This is a genomic window from Paenibacillus sp. FSL R5-0341, from assembly GCF_037975235.1.
In the GTDB taxonomy this organism is placed as follows: Bacteria; Bacillota; Bacilli; order Paenibacillales; family Paenibacillaceae; genus Paenibacillus; species Paenibacillus amylolyticus_A.
Map to the genome: position 1 here is coordinate 2758809 of NZ_CP150241.1, position 17889 is coordinate 2776697.

Here is a 17889-nt window from a genome sequence, read left to right on the forward strand (position 1 = left end):
CTAGTTATTGCTATTTCAATATTATATGAAAGACGGGTCTCCTGTACTAAGACAGGGGACCCGTTTTTTGTTATATCATCCTTGATGTGTTGTTCGACAAGAAAAGCAAGCGTATACTTTGCAAAGACCTTATTTTTCCTGCCAAGGAGCGATCGCCATGATTGAAGTGACAACCGAGATTACGATAGATGCCTCGATTGAACAGTGCTTTGACTATGCCCGGGATATTGATGTACATACACAGACTGTCTGGAAACATACGAGAGAGCGTGCAGTTGCAGGAGTAACAACAGGAAGAATTGAAGCAGGCGATACAGTTACATTTCAGGCTACTCATTTTGGTGTCAGACAGAAGCTGAAGTCCCGTATCGTGCAGTTTGAACGACCTTTCCTTTTTGTAGATCAGATGGAGAAAGGGGCTTTCAAGAGCATGCGACATGAACATCATTTCAGCGTAATTGGAGATCAGATGACTTGTATGAGAGATACACTTCGATTCGAAGCTCCACTTGGATTACTGGGATGGGTAACCGAACGACTTGTGCTCAAGAGATACATGCAGGCATTTCTGGAGAGTCGCAATCGTAAGCTCAAAGCGATGCTTGAACTACTGCCGGAATTGAATGGATAAAGGAGAGAAAAGACGTTTGATGGATAATGAATATTATGTAGGCTGGGGCACACTTGCCTTGATTAATGCCGGACTGGCTCAGGGAAAAAACAGAAGTGGTCGGAACTGGTTTCTGATTTCCCTGTTAGTTGGTCCGTTAGCGACCCTTTTTATTGTTGTGTGGAATAAACTGGACTAGGGCATATTTGAATTCACGCCCTAATTCAACGATCAGCATTCCGATTGATATAACGATCGATCATCCAGAACAGAAGGGCTGCTGCACTAACGCCCGCGCCTAACCAGCAAACCGCTGTCCAGCCCGCCCACGCATACACTTGGGTAGAAACGATGGAGCCAGCCGCACTGCCTATGGAATAAAAAATCATATAAGCGGCCGTCAGGCGGCTCTGCGCTTCGGGACGAACTTCGTAGATCAGGCTCTGGTTGGTAACATGTACAGCCTGCACGGCGAGATCAAGCAAGATAACGCCCAGGATCAGGAACCACAGGGAGTGATGCACATAACCGATGGGCAGCCAGGACAATAGTAGAATGACAAGTGAGATGCCGGTAGTTTTTTGCCCAAGTCCCCGATCGGCGAGCTTACCTGCACGAGCAGCAGCCAACGCTCCCGCCGCTCCTGCGAGACCGAATGCGCCTATGACTGTATGAGACAGGGACAGTGGAGGGCTACTTAGTGGCAGAACCATGGAAGTCCACAAGATGCTGAAGGCTGTAAAAATCAGCATGGCCAATATACCGCGTACTCGTAATACAGGCATTTCACGGTACAGTAGCAAGACAGATCGGAGTAATTGGAAGTAGCTTTGTTTTACTTGAGGGGACTGCTGCCTTGGGAGAACAAGATATAAGGCGACAATCCCTAGTAATGTAAGGCTGGCGGAGAAGAGATATACCGATCTCCACCCGAGCCAATCGTTCAGCGTACCTGCAACCGTTCGTGCAAGTAAAATGCCAATGACGATTCCACTGGTTACCTGTCCGACAATGCGACCACGTTCGGAAGGGGCTGCCAAGTGGGCAGCAAAGGCAACGAGCGTTTGCGTAATGACCGCGAGCAGACTGACGACAGCCATGCCCGTGAATAACAGGGAGCTGGACTGTGAGGTTCCTACCAGAACCAGTGCAAGCACAGATAAGAGCATCTGAATGATAATCAGCTTGCGACGGTTTAAGAGGTCACCAAGTGGAACGAGAAGGAACAGTCCCAGTGCATAACATATTTGAGTCACTGTGATGACAATACCTATGGACGATGGAGAGAGGTTGAATTCTTGAGCAATGGAGTCCAGCAAAGGCTGAGCATAATAGATACTGGCGACAGCAAGTCCGCTGCACACGGCAAAGAGAATAGCGACTAACCGTGAAATGGCGGGACGATCCTGGTTGGATAATTGTGCATCTAGGGAAGAAGTTTGCATGAATGGATATCACCTTTCTATTGTGTACCGATTGGTATGTTATGATTCCGCATAACCATACTTTAATTATGGGAATTCTGTCAACAGTGATTTAGGTGAGAGTTGAGCTAAAGAATATTTACACAGGGACTGCGATGACGGAATAACCATCCAATCGCTGTTATTGCCAGATTTTTTGATTCCATTGTAACTAAAAAATCCTTTCCGTTATTAGGTTTTGACTTTGTGGTAAAAGTGAGATTACAATATAATAAATACTGATCGATACATAAAGAGGTGGATTGTATGGTTAGACAACGGGAATTTGATACGGATAAAGCACTTGATGCTGCAATGCTTACGTTTTGGGACAAAGGATTCGAAGCGGCATCTTTGAGTGATTTGACGACTGCGATGGGCATTCAACGCCCCAGTCTGTATGCAGCTTTTGGGGATAAAAAGGAATTATTTGAAACAGCGCTTCGCAGGTATACCACTCAGCATGCGGCTCAAGTCAGAACCAGACTTCAGCAGGGCACCTCTGTGCGAGAAGCCTTTCGTGGGTTGTTTGAACATATTGGAGCAGAGGGAAGTGTGACTGAGCCCAGTCACGGCTGTTTTTGCATTAATACGATGGTTGAACTGGCTCCGCATGACCCTAAATTCGCTGTCCTTACTCGGGAGCATCAGATGTACCTGGGTGTTCTTTTCAAGGAAACGATAGAACGAGGGCAACAGAGCGGAGAGTTGTCTGCTGACATGAACGCGAGTGCAGTTGCACAGTCTCTGGTTGTATCCATGATTGGATTAACTGTATTAATAAAATCAGGACCAGACCGCTCTTTTGTAGAGCAAAGCATCCAGGTTACGTTGTCTTTGTTACAATATAGATAAGAATTGAGCAGGTATAGGAGGAGATCGGGAATGAATACGAAGTTACGCTGTGCCGTTTTGGATGATTATCAGAACGTTGCGCTGACGTCGGCGGACTGGAGTCCGTTGATGGATCAGGTAGAGATTCAGACATTCAACAACTATATGGGCTCGGAAGAAAAAGTCATCCAGGAATTGCAGGATTTCGATATGGTTGTCCTGATGCGGGAACGCACACCGTTTCCGGAAAATGTCATTTCGCAGCTCCCGCGGTTAAAACTTCTGATTACAAGTGGTATGCGCAATGCATCCATAGACCTCAAGGCTGCGGAGCAGAACGGGGTTATTGTGTGTGGAACCGAGGGGAGCTCCAACCCGCCGACCGAACTTACCTGGGCGCTTATTCTGGGACTGTCGAGACAATTAGTTACGGAAAATAATGCACTTCGCTCCAATCGAAACTGGCAGAGCACGGTCGGGTTGGATCTGCATGGGAGAACACTTGGATTGCTCGGTTTGGGCAAAATAGGTACTCGTATGGCTGAGATCGCACAAGCATTCGGTATGAATGTGATGGCCTGGAGCGAGAATCTGACACGAGAGAAAGCCGAAAAACATGGTGTGATCTGGGCCGAGACCAAGGAGCAACTGCTTGCACAGAGCGACATTGTATCCATTCATCTCGTATTAAGTGATCGAACGCGCAACTTAATCGGACAAGCTGAATTTCAACACATGAAACCTCATGCGCTATTGATTAATACGTCACGAGCGGGCATTGTCGATCAGGAAGCTATGGTGGAGGCATTGCAGAGTGGTTGGATTGCAGGTGCAGGTCTGGATGTATATGAGCAGGAACCGCTACCTGTTAACCATATTATGCGAACATTGCCCAACGTTCTGGCCACACCGCATCTGGGGTATGTAACTCGTGGCAATTATGATTATCATCATACCGTAGAAAATATAGAGATGTTCCTGAAGGGAAGACCGATCAGGCAACTGCTTCCTTAGAAGAAATATATGCTGAATAACCATTCACCCTGTACTTGTATAGACTCAAAGAAAGATAAGGTGCTGCCAGGAAATAACCATCCCTGAGCAACACCTTTTTAGTAACTGTGTAGAAAAAGAAATGAAGAGATAGCTTCAGCCGGAGCTGTAAGGTATTCTGCTCTATTTCAGTCGCCAAGTTTAACGGTGCGGTCCATGCGAAGAAGAACGGATCATGGCAACGCTCGATTCGCGAACGATCAGGCGCGGTTCAAATTGAATGTGCTCGTAGTCGGTCGTGTTCATCTCCCGAATTCGTTTTAACAACAGCTCGGTAGCAAGTCTGGCGACTTCTTCTCCCATAATGGATACAGAACTAATCTGTGGAGACGAGACGGTAGTCCATTGATTGTTATCCACGCCCACTACAGCTACATCTTCGGGCACACGCACCCCCAACTCCTTGAAGCGATTAACCAATCCGATGGCAACCATATCATTAATGGCATAGACCGCATCGGGCATATGCGTAAGTCCGTAGAAATAATCGGCAGCATTGGCCCCTGTATTCAATGAAAAGTCCTCACCAAAGTAGACGAGAGAAATATCCACATGGCCTACGGCCTGTTCATAAGCACGGAAGCGTTCTTCAATAATGTCTTTGGGTGCTCCGGCATAAGCAATTCGGGTCCGACCGATTTTGAACAGATGTTCCATCACCAATTTGCCTTCAGGTTGAGACAGAGAGACGATATCCGCCTTCATGCCCGGTTCCAGTTTCTTTCCGTAATTAATCATGGAGATGGGGAGGGGGGCTTTATCAATCAGTCCGGGCAAAGTTTTGGGATACGCGAGGGGCATGAAGATCAGCCCGTCCACATGCAGTTTTTTTACATTACGAATGGTTTCCAGTTCTGTGCGTGCATTGCCTGCCGTATTAATCTGCACGACATGGTATCCATGCTGCTTCGCGGTTTGCTCCACGGACCAGGAAATTTCCGGAATGATGGCGTTACGTATGTCGGGTACGACGAGCGCGATTTGGTGCGTTTGTCGGATTTTTAGACTCTGTGCAGAGGTGTTCGGTACAAATCCAAGTTCTTCAATAGCCTGCATCACCTTATCTCTTGTTTTACTGCTGATGCCTTCTGAATTGTTGATGGCTCGGGATACAGTAGCGATGCCCACGCCAGCACGTTCTGCGACGTCCTTGATCGTAAGTTTCTGTTCTTTACTCAATGTATGGTTACCTCTCTTTATCGGAAACGATTCCGAATTATCAGGATATGTACGCATTTCACGATGCTTATATAACTTGATTATAACATTTGAGCGATAAAGTATCCCATGAAAGGACCAGATTTATGCTGAGGCTTTGATTAAATTTCAATCGCTCTGTGATGAAATCAGTCATATCAGATACCATATATATGTTAGAACATGAATCACATCGTTTGTGATACAGCAAAGACAACTAAAATTAAAGTATAAGCATTCAAAATTGAACTTGATATGATCACGAGATAGACATATTCGTGGAGAAATTTGTTTGACAGCGTATCTAAAATGTGACATATTTAATTTACGGAAACGTTTCCGATTATATCATAACTTATGATCTGGGAGATGAATTGAATGAAAGCATTACGTTGGCATGGAGTCAAAGATTTACGTCTCGAAAATATTAATGAACCTCATCCTGAAGAAGGTAAGGTCAAAATAAAAGTGGAATGGTGCGGAATCTGCGGTAGTGATTTGCACGAGTACACAGCAGGGCCGATCTTTATTCCAGCTCAAGCTCCACATCCGCTAACAGGGGAACAAGCGCCTGTAGTTATGGGCCATGAATTCTCAGGACAGGTCGTTGAAGTAGGCGAAGGCGTTACCCGTTTCAAAGCGGGCGATCGTGTTGTGGTAGAACCAATCTATGCATGTGGACACTGCGAAGCTTGTAAACAGGGCAGATACAATCTGTGCGACCAGATGGGTTTCCTTGGACTCGCTGGAGGAGGAGGAGGTTTCTCCGAGTATGTAACTGCTGCAGAATCCATGGTACATGCTATACCAGATTCAATCTCGTATGAGCAAGGTGCATTGGTTGAACCTTCAGCTGTAGCACTTCACGCCGTGCGCCAAAGCAAACTGAAAGTGGGCGATACGGCAGCAGTGTTTGGCGCAGGCCCAATCGGACTGCTGGTCATTGAAGCACTCAAGGCCTCGGGAGCATCTGATATTTATGTGGTCGAGTTATCGGACGAACGGAAAGCAAAAGCCGAAGAACTGGGAGCCATTGTAATTGATCCAGCACAGTTCAATGTCGTGGAAGAGATCCATCAACGTACACAAGGCGGCGTTAACGTAGCCTATGAAGTAACGGGTGTTCCACGTGTACTGCAACAAGCCATCGATTCGACACGTATTGGCGGTGAATTGATGATCGTCAGCATTTTCGAACAGGAAGCACCGATTCATCCGAACTCGATTGTCATGAAAGAACGTACGGTCAATGGTATTATCGGTTATCGCGATGTATTCCCGGCAGTCATCAGTCTGATGGATAAAGGTTTCTTCCCGGCAGACAAGCTGGTGACCAAACGAATTTCGTTGGATGAAGTTGTTGAACATGGATTTGAAGCGCTTCTGAAAGAGAAAAACCAGGTTAAGATTCTGGTGAAAGCAGAATAATAGAGCAGCAAACGAAAAAAGAAGTAAGAAGCCGAGTTGAAATTACTAAAAATTCAGTAGACTGCGGCAATAAAATGATTACAAATAGACAACGTATCTTTCGATGCGATTGTCTATTTTTTTTGTATAGATCGGGCGGAATTTGTTGCATGTACGGATGGTTTTACATAGTATAAAAAGATACAATTTGTATCATCTTGGTGTGAAGGGATTTATCATGAAAATATGAAGGAGGAAGCGGACATGCAGAGACATGCGAAATGGACAGCCGTCATTTTGACTATCGTTGCAGGAGTGAGCTGGATGCTTATGGGTAACTCCAAGCCGAGAAACAATACGTCAACGAGTCAACCACCTGCGACTGAACGTGGGCTTGCCAAGGTGTCAAACGCACCGATCATTTCAGCGGATGTAACCTCGAAGATTGAACTGCTGGGGAGACCTTTTAGAAAAACACCCTATGCCAATAACGTCTGGGACATGCAACTGTATAACGGCAAAATATATTTGGGTCACGGAAATAGCAGCAATCTGGGCGTAGCGCCGAATTCAGGTCCTATTCCAGTCATTTATTATGATACAGCGAACGCGAAATTCAAGACTCAATCGGTGACCAACAGCAACCCGGGCATTCTACCATCGACGAAGATGTATGTGGATGAGGAACAGATTGATATCTACAGAGTACTGAACGACAAGTTATATATTCCTGGCAATGATTCCGATAGTGAGCAGTGGGAACTGGGCAACTTCTATCGTCTGGATGGGGATGTATGGACCAAATATCGCAATCTGCCGCTTGGTGTACACGTATACGATCTGGCATCCTATCAGGGCAAGATGTTTGCCGCGCTGGGTACGGACTCCAAACCAACCATATTAATCTCTCATAATGAAGGTGAAACTTGGCAGAAATATGCGACCATCAATACGTTTGGCTTCCGGGCGTATACGATGTTCCATCTTAATGGCAAATTATATGCCTCAGGCATGATGTATCCTGCCAATAAAATATGGAATGATAAAACCAATATCCTGGAGATTAATGAACAGCTTCAGAAACGGGACGTTGTCATCTATGGCAACAAAATGCTGCCTGGGTTAACCTATCAAACGGGCACAATTCCTTATAATAAAATAGGCAAAAATGTTAACTTTAATAATAAGTTGCTCTATATAGCCGGAGGCGTGTTCAATGATGGACAGCTGTTGCCCAAATCCTTGAATGTCATGACCGACATTAATCAGGCAAGACGAGTTAATCTGCCAGATGCCAAGGCGCTTCCTACGGATGTGCTGTTGCGGGATGGCAAGGTATATGTGCTTACGTACACCCGGCAAAGTGCCAATCTCTATATCAACAGGGTCTATCAATCAACTGATCTCACAACGTGGAATGAGATTTTGCGCTTTAACCAGGACACGTACGCCAAGTCATTCGAAGAGAATGACGGAGATTTCTATTTTGGTCTCGGTACCGATCCGGATGTATTATCGACTTCGTCAGGCAAATTACTTCGTGTAAATCGCGGTGATATTCCCGTGAATGCTAATTAAATTGGAAGGAAGATTATGGATTATATACTATGCTACATCCACATTATTGGTGACCGGGAAAATACCTGAAGATGTAGTAGAATAAGGGGCCGACTGCTGCAGCAGTTTGTTCTGAGGGAGGCTACCACAAGGTAGCTTTCTTTTTTTGTCCATAAGATTAGTATGAATGCCTAACTTCGAAAATTTGAAAATAAAATTAAGAAACTATAAAATGGATAGAGAAATAACCTTAAACCAGTCAACTCGATTAACCTGTTACAATATACAGAAGCAAGTCGCATTTCACAGGAGTGCGGAGTTCCATACTTCCAATTGTAAAGGAGAAATATACGATGAACGTACCTTCAGCATTATTCAAACCCTTCATCTCGGACAAGCTAACCTTGTCGAACCGAATTGTGATGGCACCCATGACACGTGGGTTTTCACCAGAGGGCGTACCTGGACCAGAAGTTGTTGAATACTACCGTCGTAGAGTAGCAGGCGGAGTGGGGCTTATCATTACGGAAGGCACAGGCATTAATCATCCGTCTTCCGTCAGTGGGGCGAGTATTCCATTGTTCCATGGTGAAGATTCGCTGCAAGGATGGGCTAACGTAGTGAAAGCAGTACATGAAGCAGGCGGCAAAATCATGCCACAATTGTGGCATGTGGGTACAGCGCGTCGTTCCGGCGACTTGCCTAATGCTGAAGCTGAACCGGTAAGTCCGTCAGGTGTTAGCATGGCAGGAGAACCATCACGTGAACCCTTGACGGAAGAGGAGATTCAAGGTCTTGTTCAAGCATTTGCCCAAGCCGCAGCGGATGCACAGCGAATTGGGTTTGACGGCATTGAGCTGCACGGAGCCCACGGATATCTGATTGACCAATTCTTCTGGGAGCAGACGAACCGACGGACCGACAAGTATGGCGGTGATTTGGTACAGCGAACCCAATTTGCAGTTGAAGTGATTGAAGCTTGTCGTGCGGCAGTTGGTCCTGATTTCCCAATTGTGCTTCGGTTCTCCCAATGGAAGATGGGGAATTATGATGCTCGTCTGGTGGAAACACCGGAACAATTGGAGCAATTTCTGACACCACTCAGTGCTGCTGGCGTGGATATATTCCATTGTTCTACACGCCGGTTCTGGTTGCCTGAATTTGAAGGTTCCGAGCTGAATCTCGCGGGTTGGACTCAAAAAATAACAGGCAAACCAGCTATTTCAGTTGGATCGGTAGGGCTGGAAGCTGAATTTGTGGACAGAGCAACCGAGAACCAAGGAGCAGGGGATGCCCATTTGGAACTATTGAATGAGAAGCTGGAGAATAATGAATTTGATCTGATCGCTTTGGGCCGCGTTTTGCTGAGTGATCCCGAATGGGCAGACAAAGTTCGTGAAGGTCGCACATCTGAAATCATTCCTTTTACAACGGAAGTGTTGCAAACACTCCAATAATTCAAGGTTAAGGACGTTTGGCAAAAGGTGAACCAACGCTGGACGGCAACGATTTCCAACGAAAATTAAAACAATAACGAACAAATAGGCCGCCTTTGGGCGGCTTTTTGATCTATCTATATTAATAATTTCAACATATGAAAAATTCACAATAGTAAAACACTTTCCTGCACCGTTGCTCCTATTGATTATCCCCACACATCCCGCACGCGCTTGGTCACAACACCATTTAGTTCCATAGTTCAGGTTCTATAGCAACCTTTTTTTCGCTGCATAGATGTCAGCACAACAATTCAATCCTCAGAAGCGCTCATTTTGAAAATCATTCACCTTGTGATAAGGTTAGGCCTGAACCTTTGGATTACCAAGATGACATTACATAAGGAGGATGAATATCCTTGCACAACTATAGGTACCACTCGAACAATCAATGGAAAAAAACATTACAGATGATGTGTTTCATGTTGGGGATCGTTCTGCTTTTATCGGCATGCGGCCAAGCTCAGAAACCTTCTTCCGCAACGGACTCGAACATCAATTCGAACACAGACTCCAACACAGGGCAAACTTCCTCATCACCGGAGCAGAATACCGTTCCACCACAGGAACAAGCGCAAGAGGAACCGCAAGAAGAATCCGACCCGGTGCAGGAGCAGCTCAGTTCACTGACGTTAGAAGAGAAGATTGGACAGATGATACTGGCTGGTGTTCAGGGAACAACGCTGGATGATCAAGCCAAACAGATGATTATGGATCAGAAGGTAGGGGGCATTATTTTCTATGCCAACAATGTAACGACGCTTGAGGGAACAGCCAAGTTTGTGCAGTCCATCAAGGACACGAATCAGTCCAATCCGGTACCGATCTTCATGAGTGTAGACCAGGAGGGCGGCAAAGTCAGCCGTATGCCGGAGACGGTGGAATCCATTCCTTCCAACAAAAAGGTAGGCCAGACGAACGATAGCGCGCTTGCTGAAACGATGGGAGAATTGCTGGCGAGACAGGTTCAACTTGCAGGTTTTAATGTGGACTTCGCTCCTGTACTGGATGTGAACAGTAACCCGAAGAACCCGGTGATCGGAGATCGTTCATTCGGCAGCTCGGCAGAACTCGTGTCACGTATGGGGATTGCAGAGATGAAGGGACTACGTAGTGAAGGCATTATTCCGGTAGTGAAGCATTTTCCGGGTCATGGGGATACGTCCGTGGATTCCCATCTTGATCTGCCTGTCGTAAACAAAACGGAAAAACAACTGGCCGAGCTTGAATGGATTCCGTTCCAAGCCGCAGTGAAGGAGCAGGTAGAAGCGGTCATGGTTGCACACATTTTGTTCCCCAAGCTTGATTCGGATCATCCGGCTTCCTTATCCGATGTCATTATTGGTGAACATTTGCGTGGCAAATTTAAGTATGACGGTGTCGTCATCACAGATGACCTTAGTATGGGAGCAATAGCGAAGAATTTCAAGTTGGACGAAGCTGCTCTAGCAACGGTTAGAGCAGGAAGTGACATTCTTTTGGTAGCTCATAGTTATGAAAGTGCCAAGACGATTTTTGACACGCTAATGAGTGCAGTGAAGTCAGGCGAGATCTCCGAATCTCGAATTGATGAAAGTGTATATCGAATCCTGGCATTGAAGCAACAATACAAATTATCCGATGACCAGAAAGCTTCCGGAGATCTGAAACAATTGAATGCAGATATTGTGGATTGGCGTAAGCAAGTCGATGCTCGATAATTAATCCTGTGATATGATTTTGGCAGAGGTGAGACCCAACTATGTATACCATTATGATTATAGAGGACGACCCCAAGATTGCGGGATTATTGAAATCACATATTGAGCGCTATGGGGATAAGGCCGTTTTGGCCGAGGATTTTGAGACGATTGTACAACAGTTTGAGCAGGTGCAGCCACATGTGGTGCTTCTGGATATCAATTTACCCAGCTACGATGGTTTCTATTGGTGCCGCCAGATTCGTACGATGTCTACGTGCCCGATTCTGTTTATCTCCGCCCGGAGCGGAAAAATGGATCAGGTCATGGCACTGGAGAACGGAGCGGATGATTATATTACGAAGCCGTTTGAACATGAGATTGTTATAGCCAAAATTCGGAGTCAGCTGCGCAGGGTGTATGGGGACTATGCTGTACGTGACGAAGAACGCAAGGTGGAATTGGACGGTTTGGTCGTGTATCTGGAAAGACAGGAGATTCAACTCGCTGATCTCAAAGTGCAGTTGACGAAAAAGGAAACGATTTTGCTGGAAACGTTATTGCGCCGCAGTCCAAAGCTTGTGAGCAGGGAGACGATTCTGGAGAAGCTGTGGGATGACTCTTTTGTAGATGACAACACACTTAGTGTTAACGTTACCCGGGTGCGTAAACGATTAGCCGAGCTTGGCATAACGGACGCACTGGAAACGGTAAGAGGTTCGGGTTACCGACTGAACAATAACTGGAAGTTCTCTTCACCGTCATGAGGTTGTTTATACGAGAACATCTCGCTTTAACTTGCTGGGTTGTTGCTATCTTGTTCACCGTTATTGCAGTGTTCTGGTATGACGGTTACAACGATTGGGTGACGGCTGCTTATGCTGTAGCGTTGGGATTGTTTTTATACGTTGCATATTTGGTCTATCGTTATTATTCACATCGCTCTTTTTATGCCCGTATGACACGATCGATGGATTCGCTGAAGGAATTTGTACCATTGAACGAAACAAGTCCTTTATCACTGGCACTGGAGAAGCTGCTGGATTCACAATACGGGCAGTATCATGCTCATCTGCATCGGCTGGAACAACGGCAGCAAGAATATCTGACGTTTATGAACCAGTGGGTACATCAGATGAAGACCCCGTTATCCGTCATTGAGTTGACCGTGGAAGATCAGGAAGATGATGATCCCAGGCTCATCAGCATTCGAGAGGAAGCGGACCAGATGAGACGGGGATTGGAGACTGTGCTGTATGTGGCCCGCTTGGATACCTTTGAACAGGATTTCAGTGTCGAACCTGTGGTACTGAAGAACGCTGGTGAAGAGGCGATCCATGAGCTGAAACGATTCTTCATCCGTAATCACGTTTATCCAGAGATGCATATCGATTCTGCGCTGGTTGTGCAATCCGATGCCAAGTGGATTCGTTTCGTCTTGGTACAGTTACTGTCGAACGCAATCAAGTACTCTGCGGGCAACGGACAAAAGATTCATCTGCGTGCGTATGAAGCGGAACGCTCTATCATGCTGGAAGTGCAGGATCAGGGCATCGGGATTCCGAAGTCTGATCTGAATCGGGTATTCCAACCTTTCTTCACCGGGGAGAACGGGCGGCATTTCAAAGAGTCCACAGGCATGGGATTGTATATAGCAAAAGAAGTGTTAACGCGGATGAATCATCAGATTGATCTTGAATCCGTGTACGGCGAAGGAACGACCGCCCGAATTACATTCAAATCCTGAAGTCGCAGGTTGAAGTTAAGATTGGGGCGTGAAGTCTGGTATTTTTGTTGAAGAAGTGTGAGTAGAGTATGAATTACAGTGTAGGTTTAAGTTTAGACGTCTATTGCCTGGTAAGGGCAAAGACGTCTTTTTTGCTTACCATCATGCAACCTTACAACATTGTCATGTTGATGAAAGGTTAAACCATAGGAGAATGGCCGAAACTTCGATAGACTGTAGTCAGAAGATCACAGGAAAGGCACTTACATCACCACATAAACAGAGCAGGAGAGTACTCATTTTCGCATTCATAAATCACGAAGGAGTTGTAAGCATGGAGATTTGTTCTGTAAAACAGATCAGTAAAATCTATAAAGGCATCGTATCATATGAAGCATTATCCGGTATTGACCTCAGTATTCAGGAAGGTGAGTTTGTTGGCATCATGGGACCATCCGGTAGTGGCAAAACGACCCTGCTGAACATGATCTCTACTATTGATCATCCAACATCAGGCGAACTGCGGATTGCAGGGAAGAATCCGTTTGAATTGAATCAGGATGAACTCGCGCTGTTCCGGCGCAAAGAGCTTGGTTTCGTTTTTCAATCGTTCAATCTGTTAAATACACTGACAGTCAAGGAAAACATCGTACTGCCACTGACCCTTGACGGCGTTTCGCTAGCAGAGATGAACGCACGTGTTGAACAGCTGGCAAGCAAGCTGGGCATCGAGAGTATTCTAAACAAACGGACATATGAGATCTCAGGTGGACAGGCACAACGTACGGCTATTGCCAGAGCGCTTATCCATTCCCCGAAGCTGATTCTGGCCGATGAGCCAACAGGTAATCTGGATTCGAAGGCGGCCAGAGATGTGATGGAGATTCTTGAAACACGCAATCAGGAGGATCGGGCTACGATGCTGCTGGTTACCCATGATGCAGTTGCAGCGAGCTACTGTAGTCGGGTCGTCTTTATCAAGGATGGCAAATTGTACAATGAAATTCATTACGGCGATAATCGCGCAGCCTTTTATCAGAAGATTATTAACGTATTATCCCTAATGGGAGGGTCAGGACATGAATTTTCGCCAGTTCGCCATTAATAACGTTGTTCGCAACAAACGAATTTATCTGGCTCATTTTCTGAGCAGTACATTTTCCGTCATGATCTTTTTCACCTACGCATTGCTCCTGTTCCATCCCGATCTGAAAGAAGGGTTAAAGGGATCAAGTGGTACGGTTACGTTGCTTGCCAACCAGGGGTTTATGATTGCAGAGGTCATTATATTCATCTTTTCATTCCTGTTCCTGCTCTACTCGGTTGGTTCATTTCTGAAGACACGTAAGAAGGAATTTGGTATTTTCCTGATCATTGGCATGACACGTAAACAAATGAACCGGCTCTTGTTTATGGAGAACATGTGTATCGGATTAGCTTCAATTATTACCGGTATTGGACTCGGGCTTATTTTCGGCAAATTGATTCTGCTCATCTGCGGCTCCATGCTGGCTGTCGAGAACAGCCTTCGGTTCTATTTTCCGCTGAAAGGCATCGCCCTGACGGTTGGGGCATTTCTACTGCTGTTCATTATCATTGCGATGTCGTCATCCTTGCTCATACGGAAAGGTTCGCTCATTGAGCTTGTGAAATCAGAGGAAAAACCGAAACCGGAACCCAAAGCATCGCGTCTGCTCGCATTGCTATCCGTATTGTTCATTGGGGGAGGTTATGCAGGGGTATTCACTTTTGTATGGGTAAGCTTCTCGTTTCCGCTATTAATGGCAAGTGTCGTGGTCGTTATTGCAGGTACGTACTTTTTGTTCACGCAGCTCAGTGTATACATCATTCGGGCACTCAAAAGAAACCCAAGATTGTTTTTCCGCAAAACCAATCTGCTCTTCTTATCGGAACTTACGTATCGAATGAAAGATAACGCCATCATGTTTTTCATGGTAAGTATCATTTCAGCTTCTTCATTTACGGGAATTGGCACCATGCTTGCTATTGCTGACCCGGGGTTGTCGTCCATGTCGAATCCGTACGCATTCAGTTATATGAATAACTGGGATACTCCAAACTCCGAGCGACATATTCGGCAGATTGAAGAAACGTTGGTTGATCATCAAGTTCCCTACGTGAAGGGTAGTTATGCTCCTATAGGTGAAAATAATAATGGGAAGATTATCAAACTGAGTGATTATAACCGTCTTGCGAAGGCACTGGGGTATGAAGAACGTACGTTGAAACAGATCGATGAGTCATTTATGACACCAAGCAATTTGGCGATTCGCAAGGCGTACCGTGAACAGGTTGAACAAGGAGTCTCGGGAGGAAAGGTCAATCTGGAGGTTGATAATCAGCACGTACCTGTCCAGCTATCGACACCTGGTACCGATATTGTGATTCCTTTTCAATATGAAATTTATCTCTACGTCGTAACCGACGAACTGTTTAATAAGATGAGACCTGCGTACAACGAGGAAGTTGGCATGCCTGAAGATTTCTATTCGAGTCGAACGATACAATTTATTGTGAAAGATTGGATGGGTACACGCAGCTTCGCTCCTGAATTGATCAAATCCATTCAAGATGATTATTCCGACAAAGGTTATTATGAGGTCAGCGCACTTGTGGTGGATTGGCTTAATTCCAAGCAGACCAATGGCATCATTCTGATTTTGAGCGGCCTGATCGGCATTGTTTTCTTCACCTTTGCAGCAAGTTTCACGTATTTCAGACTTTACGCAGATCTAGAGCGGGATGAAGCGCAGTATCGCATGATTGGCAAAATGGGACTGAGTCGTCCCGAACTCCGTAAGATCGTAACAAGGCAGCTATTGCTTATGTTCTTCCTGCCGCTTCTGGTGGCGGTCATCCACAGTTCAGTTGCCTTTGTAGCGTTACAGCAACTGGTTGATTTCTCGGTCTTCGGATACAGCCTGCGCATCTTCTTGGTGTTTGCTTCCATGCAGATCTTGTATTTTGCGCTTGTGCGCTGGCGGTATCTGCGTCATATGTATTCCAAGTTAGTCTAAAATAGCATGGCCCAACAGACACCGAACGCATGACTCGGTGTCTGTTGACTTTTCTATCCAAGGCACAGTACTATTTCGATAGATACAAAATGTATCATCACATAGTTTCTCAAGCAGTTAGAAGGATGGGGTTACAGAAATGTCAGGCAGATGCCTGAGAGGGAGGACAGATCATGAGCATCACGATGTCTCGTGGACAAGCTTACATTCAACGTTTGAATGATGAGCGGAATGTATGGCTGGACGGAGAACGTATCCGGGTTACCCAGCATCAGGCCTTTCAGGGAACACTTCAAACGATAGAAGGATTGTTTAATCTGGTGGATGACCCGGAGACAAGGGAAACCGTGGCCTATTGGGACGAACAGACGGGAAGTTATGTACATCGCTCTTTTCTTGTACCCCGTTCACATCTCGACGTGAATAGCAGAGCGGAGGCTTTTCGGCTTTGGTCTGAGCGGACGTATGGGGTGATGAGCCGATTGTCTGATTATGCTCGTTCCCGCCTGACCGGCTGGTATGCAACACGACATGAGATGACAGCACATGATCCTGCATTTGCAGGTAAAATATCGGCTTATTTTGAACAAGCCAAACGAAAAGATGTATTCCTGACCATTGTCCAGCGCGACCCCCAGATTAACCGTTCCTTGCCTGTTGGTGAAGACGAGGATGCCATGCTGCGGATTGTCAAAAGCAATACGGAGGGCGTAGTCATTCGCGGGGCCAAAATGGTGGCAACAGCAGCGCCTTATGCAGATGATATTATTGCTTATCCCGTTCAACGAATTCCGTCCCACCTGCCAGAGCTGGCCCATATGGTGATTGTAGCTGCGGACAGTCCGGGCTTACACATGATGTGTCGTGAATCTTTTGCCACAAAAGATACAGATCAATCACATCCACTCAGTGCGCAGTACGATGAGATGGATGCCGTGTTATTTTTTGACGATGTATTTGTGCCCTGGGAACGTGTATTGCTGCACAATAACCCTGAAGCCGTATGGCAGATTCGCTGTAATACAGCTTCGGCCAGTCTGGCCTATCATCAGAGCGTCATTCGTTTGCACTCAAAACTGGAGTTCATTACAGCCGTGACCTCAGCCATTGCCAAGGAGATTGGGGTGGACGCTTTCCTGAATGTACAGGAACAGCTCGGAGAGCTGATCAGTCAGATGCAGACCATCGAGGGATTGATTGTTGCTGCTGAAGCTCAGTCCAAGTCGGATACATTCGGCAACTGGTTGCCGGAATTCAAATATATTGAAACTGCCCGTAATCTGGGCAATCGGTATTATCCCCGCGCTGTGGAAATATTAAAGACGATTGCTGCGGGTGGTCTGATTCAGATTCCTTCAGGTACGTTTGAGATGAATGAAATGATGGGCTCCATGATGGGAAAATACCTTGGCGGAGTAACGATGCAAGCCCCGGAGAAGATTCGTCTCTTTCAACTGGCGTGGGAGCTAACAGGAAGTCCACTCGGAGCCAGGCATGACCTGTATGAACGCTTCTATGCGGGTGATCCCGTGCGCAACCGGGCGAGCCAATATGTGCAGTATGACAAACAACGTTTATCGCTGAAAGTTGAACCTTGGCTTCGTTCCGGTAAGGAATGATCTGATAGTCTAATCCGAATGGTCCGAATGAAGATTGAAAAGCCTGAATGAAGAATGAGAACGATCCTATTTTCATAAAGCCTTGGCTTGCGCCAGGGCTCTATTTCTATTTATTTAGATTATCTTTAGAAATGATTTAGGTTGAATTAAGAGACGTAGTATATAGTAATAATGTAGAGATAGGCATAGAGTATAGGAAATGAGAGGAAT

General features: G+C 45.9%; 15 protein-coding genes. 13 read left to right on the top strand and 2 right to left on the bottom strand.

What is annotated here, in order from left to right:
- The first annotated feature begins 157 nt into the window (after positions 1-157).
- Together MKX75_RS12560 and MKX75_RS12565 are read left to right on the top strand one after the other, a co-directional pair.
- Positions 158-631: an SRPBCC family protein gene (locus MKX75_RS12560; protein WP_339169822.1), complete on the top strand. Its 474-nt coding sequence runs from the start codon at positions 158-160 to the stop codon at positions 629-631.
- A 16-nt stretch (positions 632-647) separates the two neighbouring features.
- Entirely contained in the window at positions 648-809 is a 162-nt protein-coding gene (locus MKX75_RS12565) for a hypothetical protein (RefSeq protein WP_167350827.1), read from the top strand.
- 25 nt (positions 810-834) lie between these two features.
- Here MKX75_RS12565 and MKX75_RS12570 read toward each other — a convergent pair whose 3' ends face one another.
- Positions 835-2055: an MFS transporter gene (locus tag MKX75_RS12570; RefSeq protein WP_339169824.1), complete on the bottom strand. Its 1221-nt coding sequence runs from the start codon at positions 2053-2055 to the stop codon at positions 835-837.
- 285 nt (positions 2056-2340) lie between these two features.
- Here MKX75_RS12570 and MKX75_RS12575 point away from each other — a divergent pair, with 285 nt between their 5' ends.
- Positions 2341-2928, top strand: coding sequence for a TetR/AcrR family transcriptional regulator (locus tag MKX75_RS12575; protein ID WP_339169825.1), 588 nt, complete (start codon positions 2341-2343; stop codon positions 2926-2928).
- Between the two features lie 30 nt (positions 2929-2958).
- Positions 2959-3921 carry a D-2-hydroxyacid dehydrogenase family protein gene (locus tag MKX75_RS12580; RefSeq protein ID WP_339169826.1) on the top strand — a complete coding sequence of 321 codons (963 nt, stop codon included), beginning with the start codon at positions 2959-2961 and terminating at the stop codon, positions 3919-3921.
- A 180-nt stretch (positions 3922-4101) separates the two neighbouring features.
- Here MKX75_RS12580 and MKX75_RS12585 read toward each other — a convergent pair whose 3' ends face one another.
- Positions 4102-5139 (bottom strand): LacI family DNA-binding transcriptional regulator, encoded by a 1038-nt coding sequence (locus MKX75_RS12585; protein WP_339169828.1) that lies wholly within the window; start codon positions 5137-5139, stop codon positions 4102-4104.
- A 396-nt stretch (positions 5140-5535) separates the two neighbouring features.
- Here MKX75_RS12585 and MKX75_RS12590 point away from each other — a divergent pair, with 396 nt between their 5' ends.
- The 9 genes from MKX75_RS12590 to MKX75_RS12630 all read left to right on the top strand — a co-directional run bounded on the left by MKX75_RS12590 (position 5536) and on the right by MKX75_RS12630 (position 17679).
- Positions 5536-6585 (top strand): 2,3-butanediol dehydrogenase, encoded by a 1050-nt coding sequence (locus tag MKX75_RS12590; protein WP_076330899.1) that lies wholly within the window; start codon positions 5536-5538, stop codon positions 6583-6585.
- Between the two features lie 243 nt (positions 6586-6828).
- Positions 6829-8142, top strand: a complete 1314-nt coding sequence (locus MKX75_RS12595; protein WP_339169829.1) for a hypothetical protein — start codon at positions 6829-6831, stop codon at positions 8140-8142.
- Positions 8143-8474: 332 nt separating this feature from the next.
- Positions 8475-9578 carry an NADH:flavin oxidoreductase gene (locus tag MKX75_RS12600; protein ID WP_339169830.1) on the top strand — a complete coding sequence of 368 codons (1104 nt, stop codon included), beginning with the start codon at positions 8475-8477 and terminating at the stop codon, positions 9576-9578.
- Between the two features lie 398 nt (positions 9579-9976).
- Entirely contained in the window at positions 9977-11317 is a 1341-nt protein-coding gene (nagZ, locus tag MKX75_RS12605) for a beta-N-acetylhexosaminidase (RefSeq protein WP_254847816.1), read from the top strand.
- 41 nt (positions 11318-11358) lie between these two features.
- Complete coding sequence (locus MKX75_RS12610; RefSeq protein WP_076330902.1) at positions 11359-12063, top strand: response regulator transcription factor; 705 nt, start codon at positions 11359-11361, stop codon at positions 12061-12063.
- Positions 12060-13043: a sensor histidine kinase gene (locus tag MKX75_RS12615; protein WP_076330903.1), complete on the top strand. Its 984-nt coding sequence runs from the start codon at positions 12060-12062 to the stop codon at positions 13041-13043. Before MKX75_RS12610 ends, MKX75_RS12615 begins: the two co-directional genes overlap by 4 nt.
- Positions 13044-13356: 313 nt before the next feature.
- On the top strand, positions 13357-14127 hold the full coding sequence (locus MKX75_RS12620; RefSeq protein WP_076330904.1) for an ABC transporter ATP-binding protein: 771 nt from the start codon (positions 13357-13359) through the stop codon (positions 14125-14127).
- Positions 14102-16060: an ABC transporter permease gene (locus MKX75_RS12625; protein ID WP_076330905.1), complete on the top strand. Its 1959-nt coding sequence runs from the start codon at positions 14102-14104 to the stop codon at positions 16058-16060. The genes MKX75_RS12620 and MKX75_RS12625 overlap by 26 nt, the downstream gene beginning before the upstream one ends.
- A gap of 173 nt (positions 16061-16233) precedes the next feature.
- Positions 16234-17679 carry a 4-hydroxyphenylacetate 3-hydroxylase N-terminal domain-containing protein gene (locus tag MKX75_RS12630; protein ID WP_083679449.1) on the top strand — a complete coding sequence of 482 codons (1446 nt, stop codon included), beginning with the start codon at positions 16234-16236 and terminating at the stop codon, positions 17677-17679.
- Positions 17680-17889: the final 210 nt, after the last annotated feature.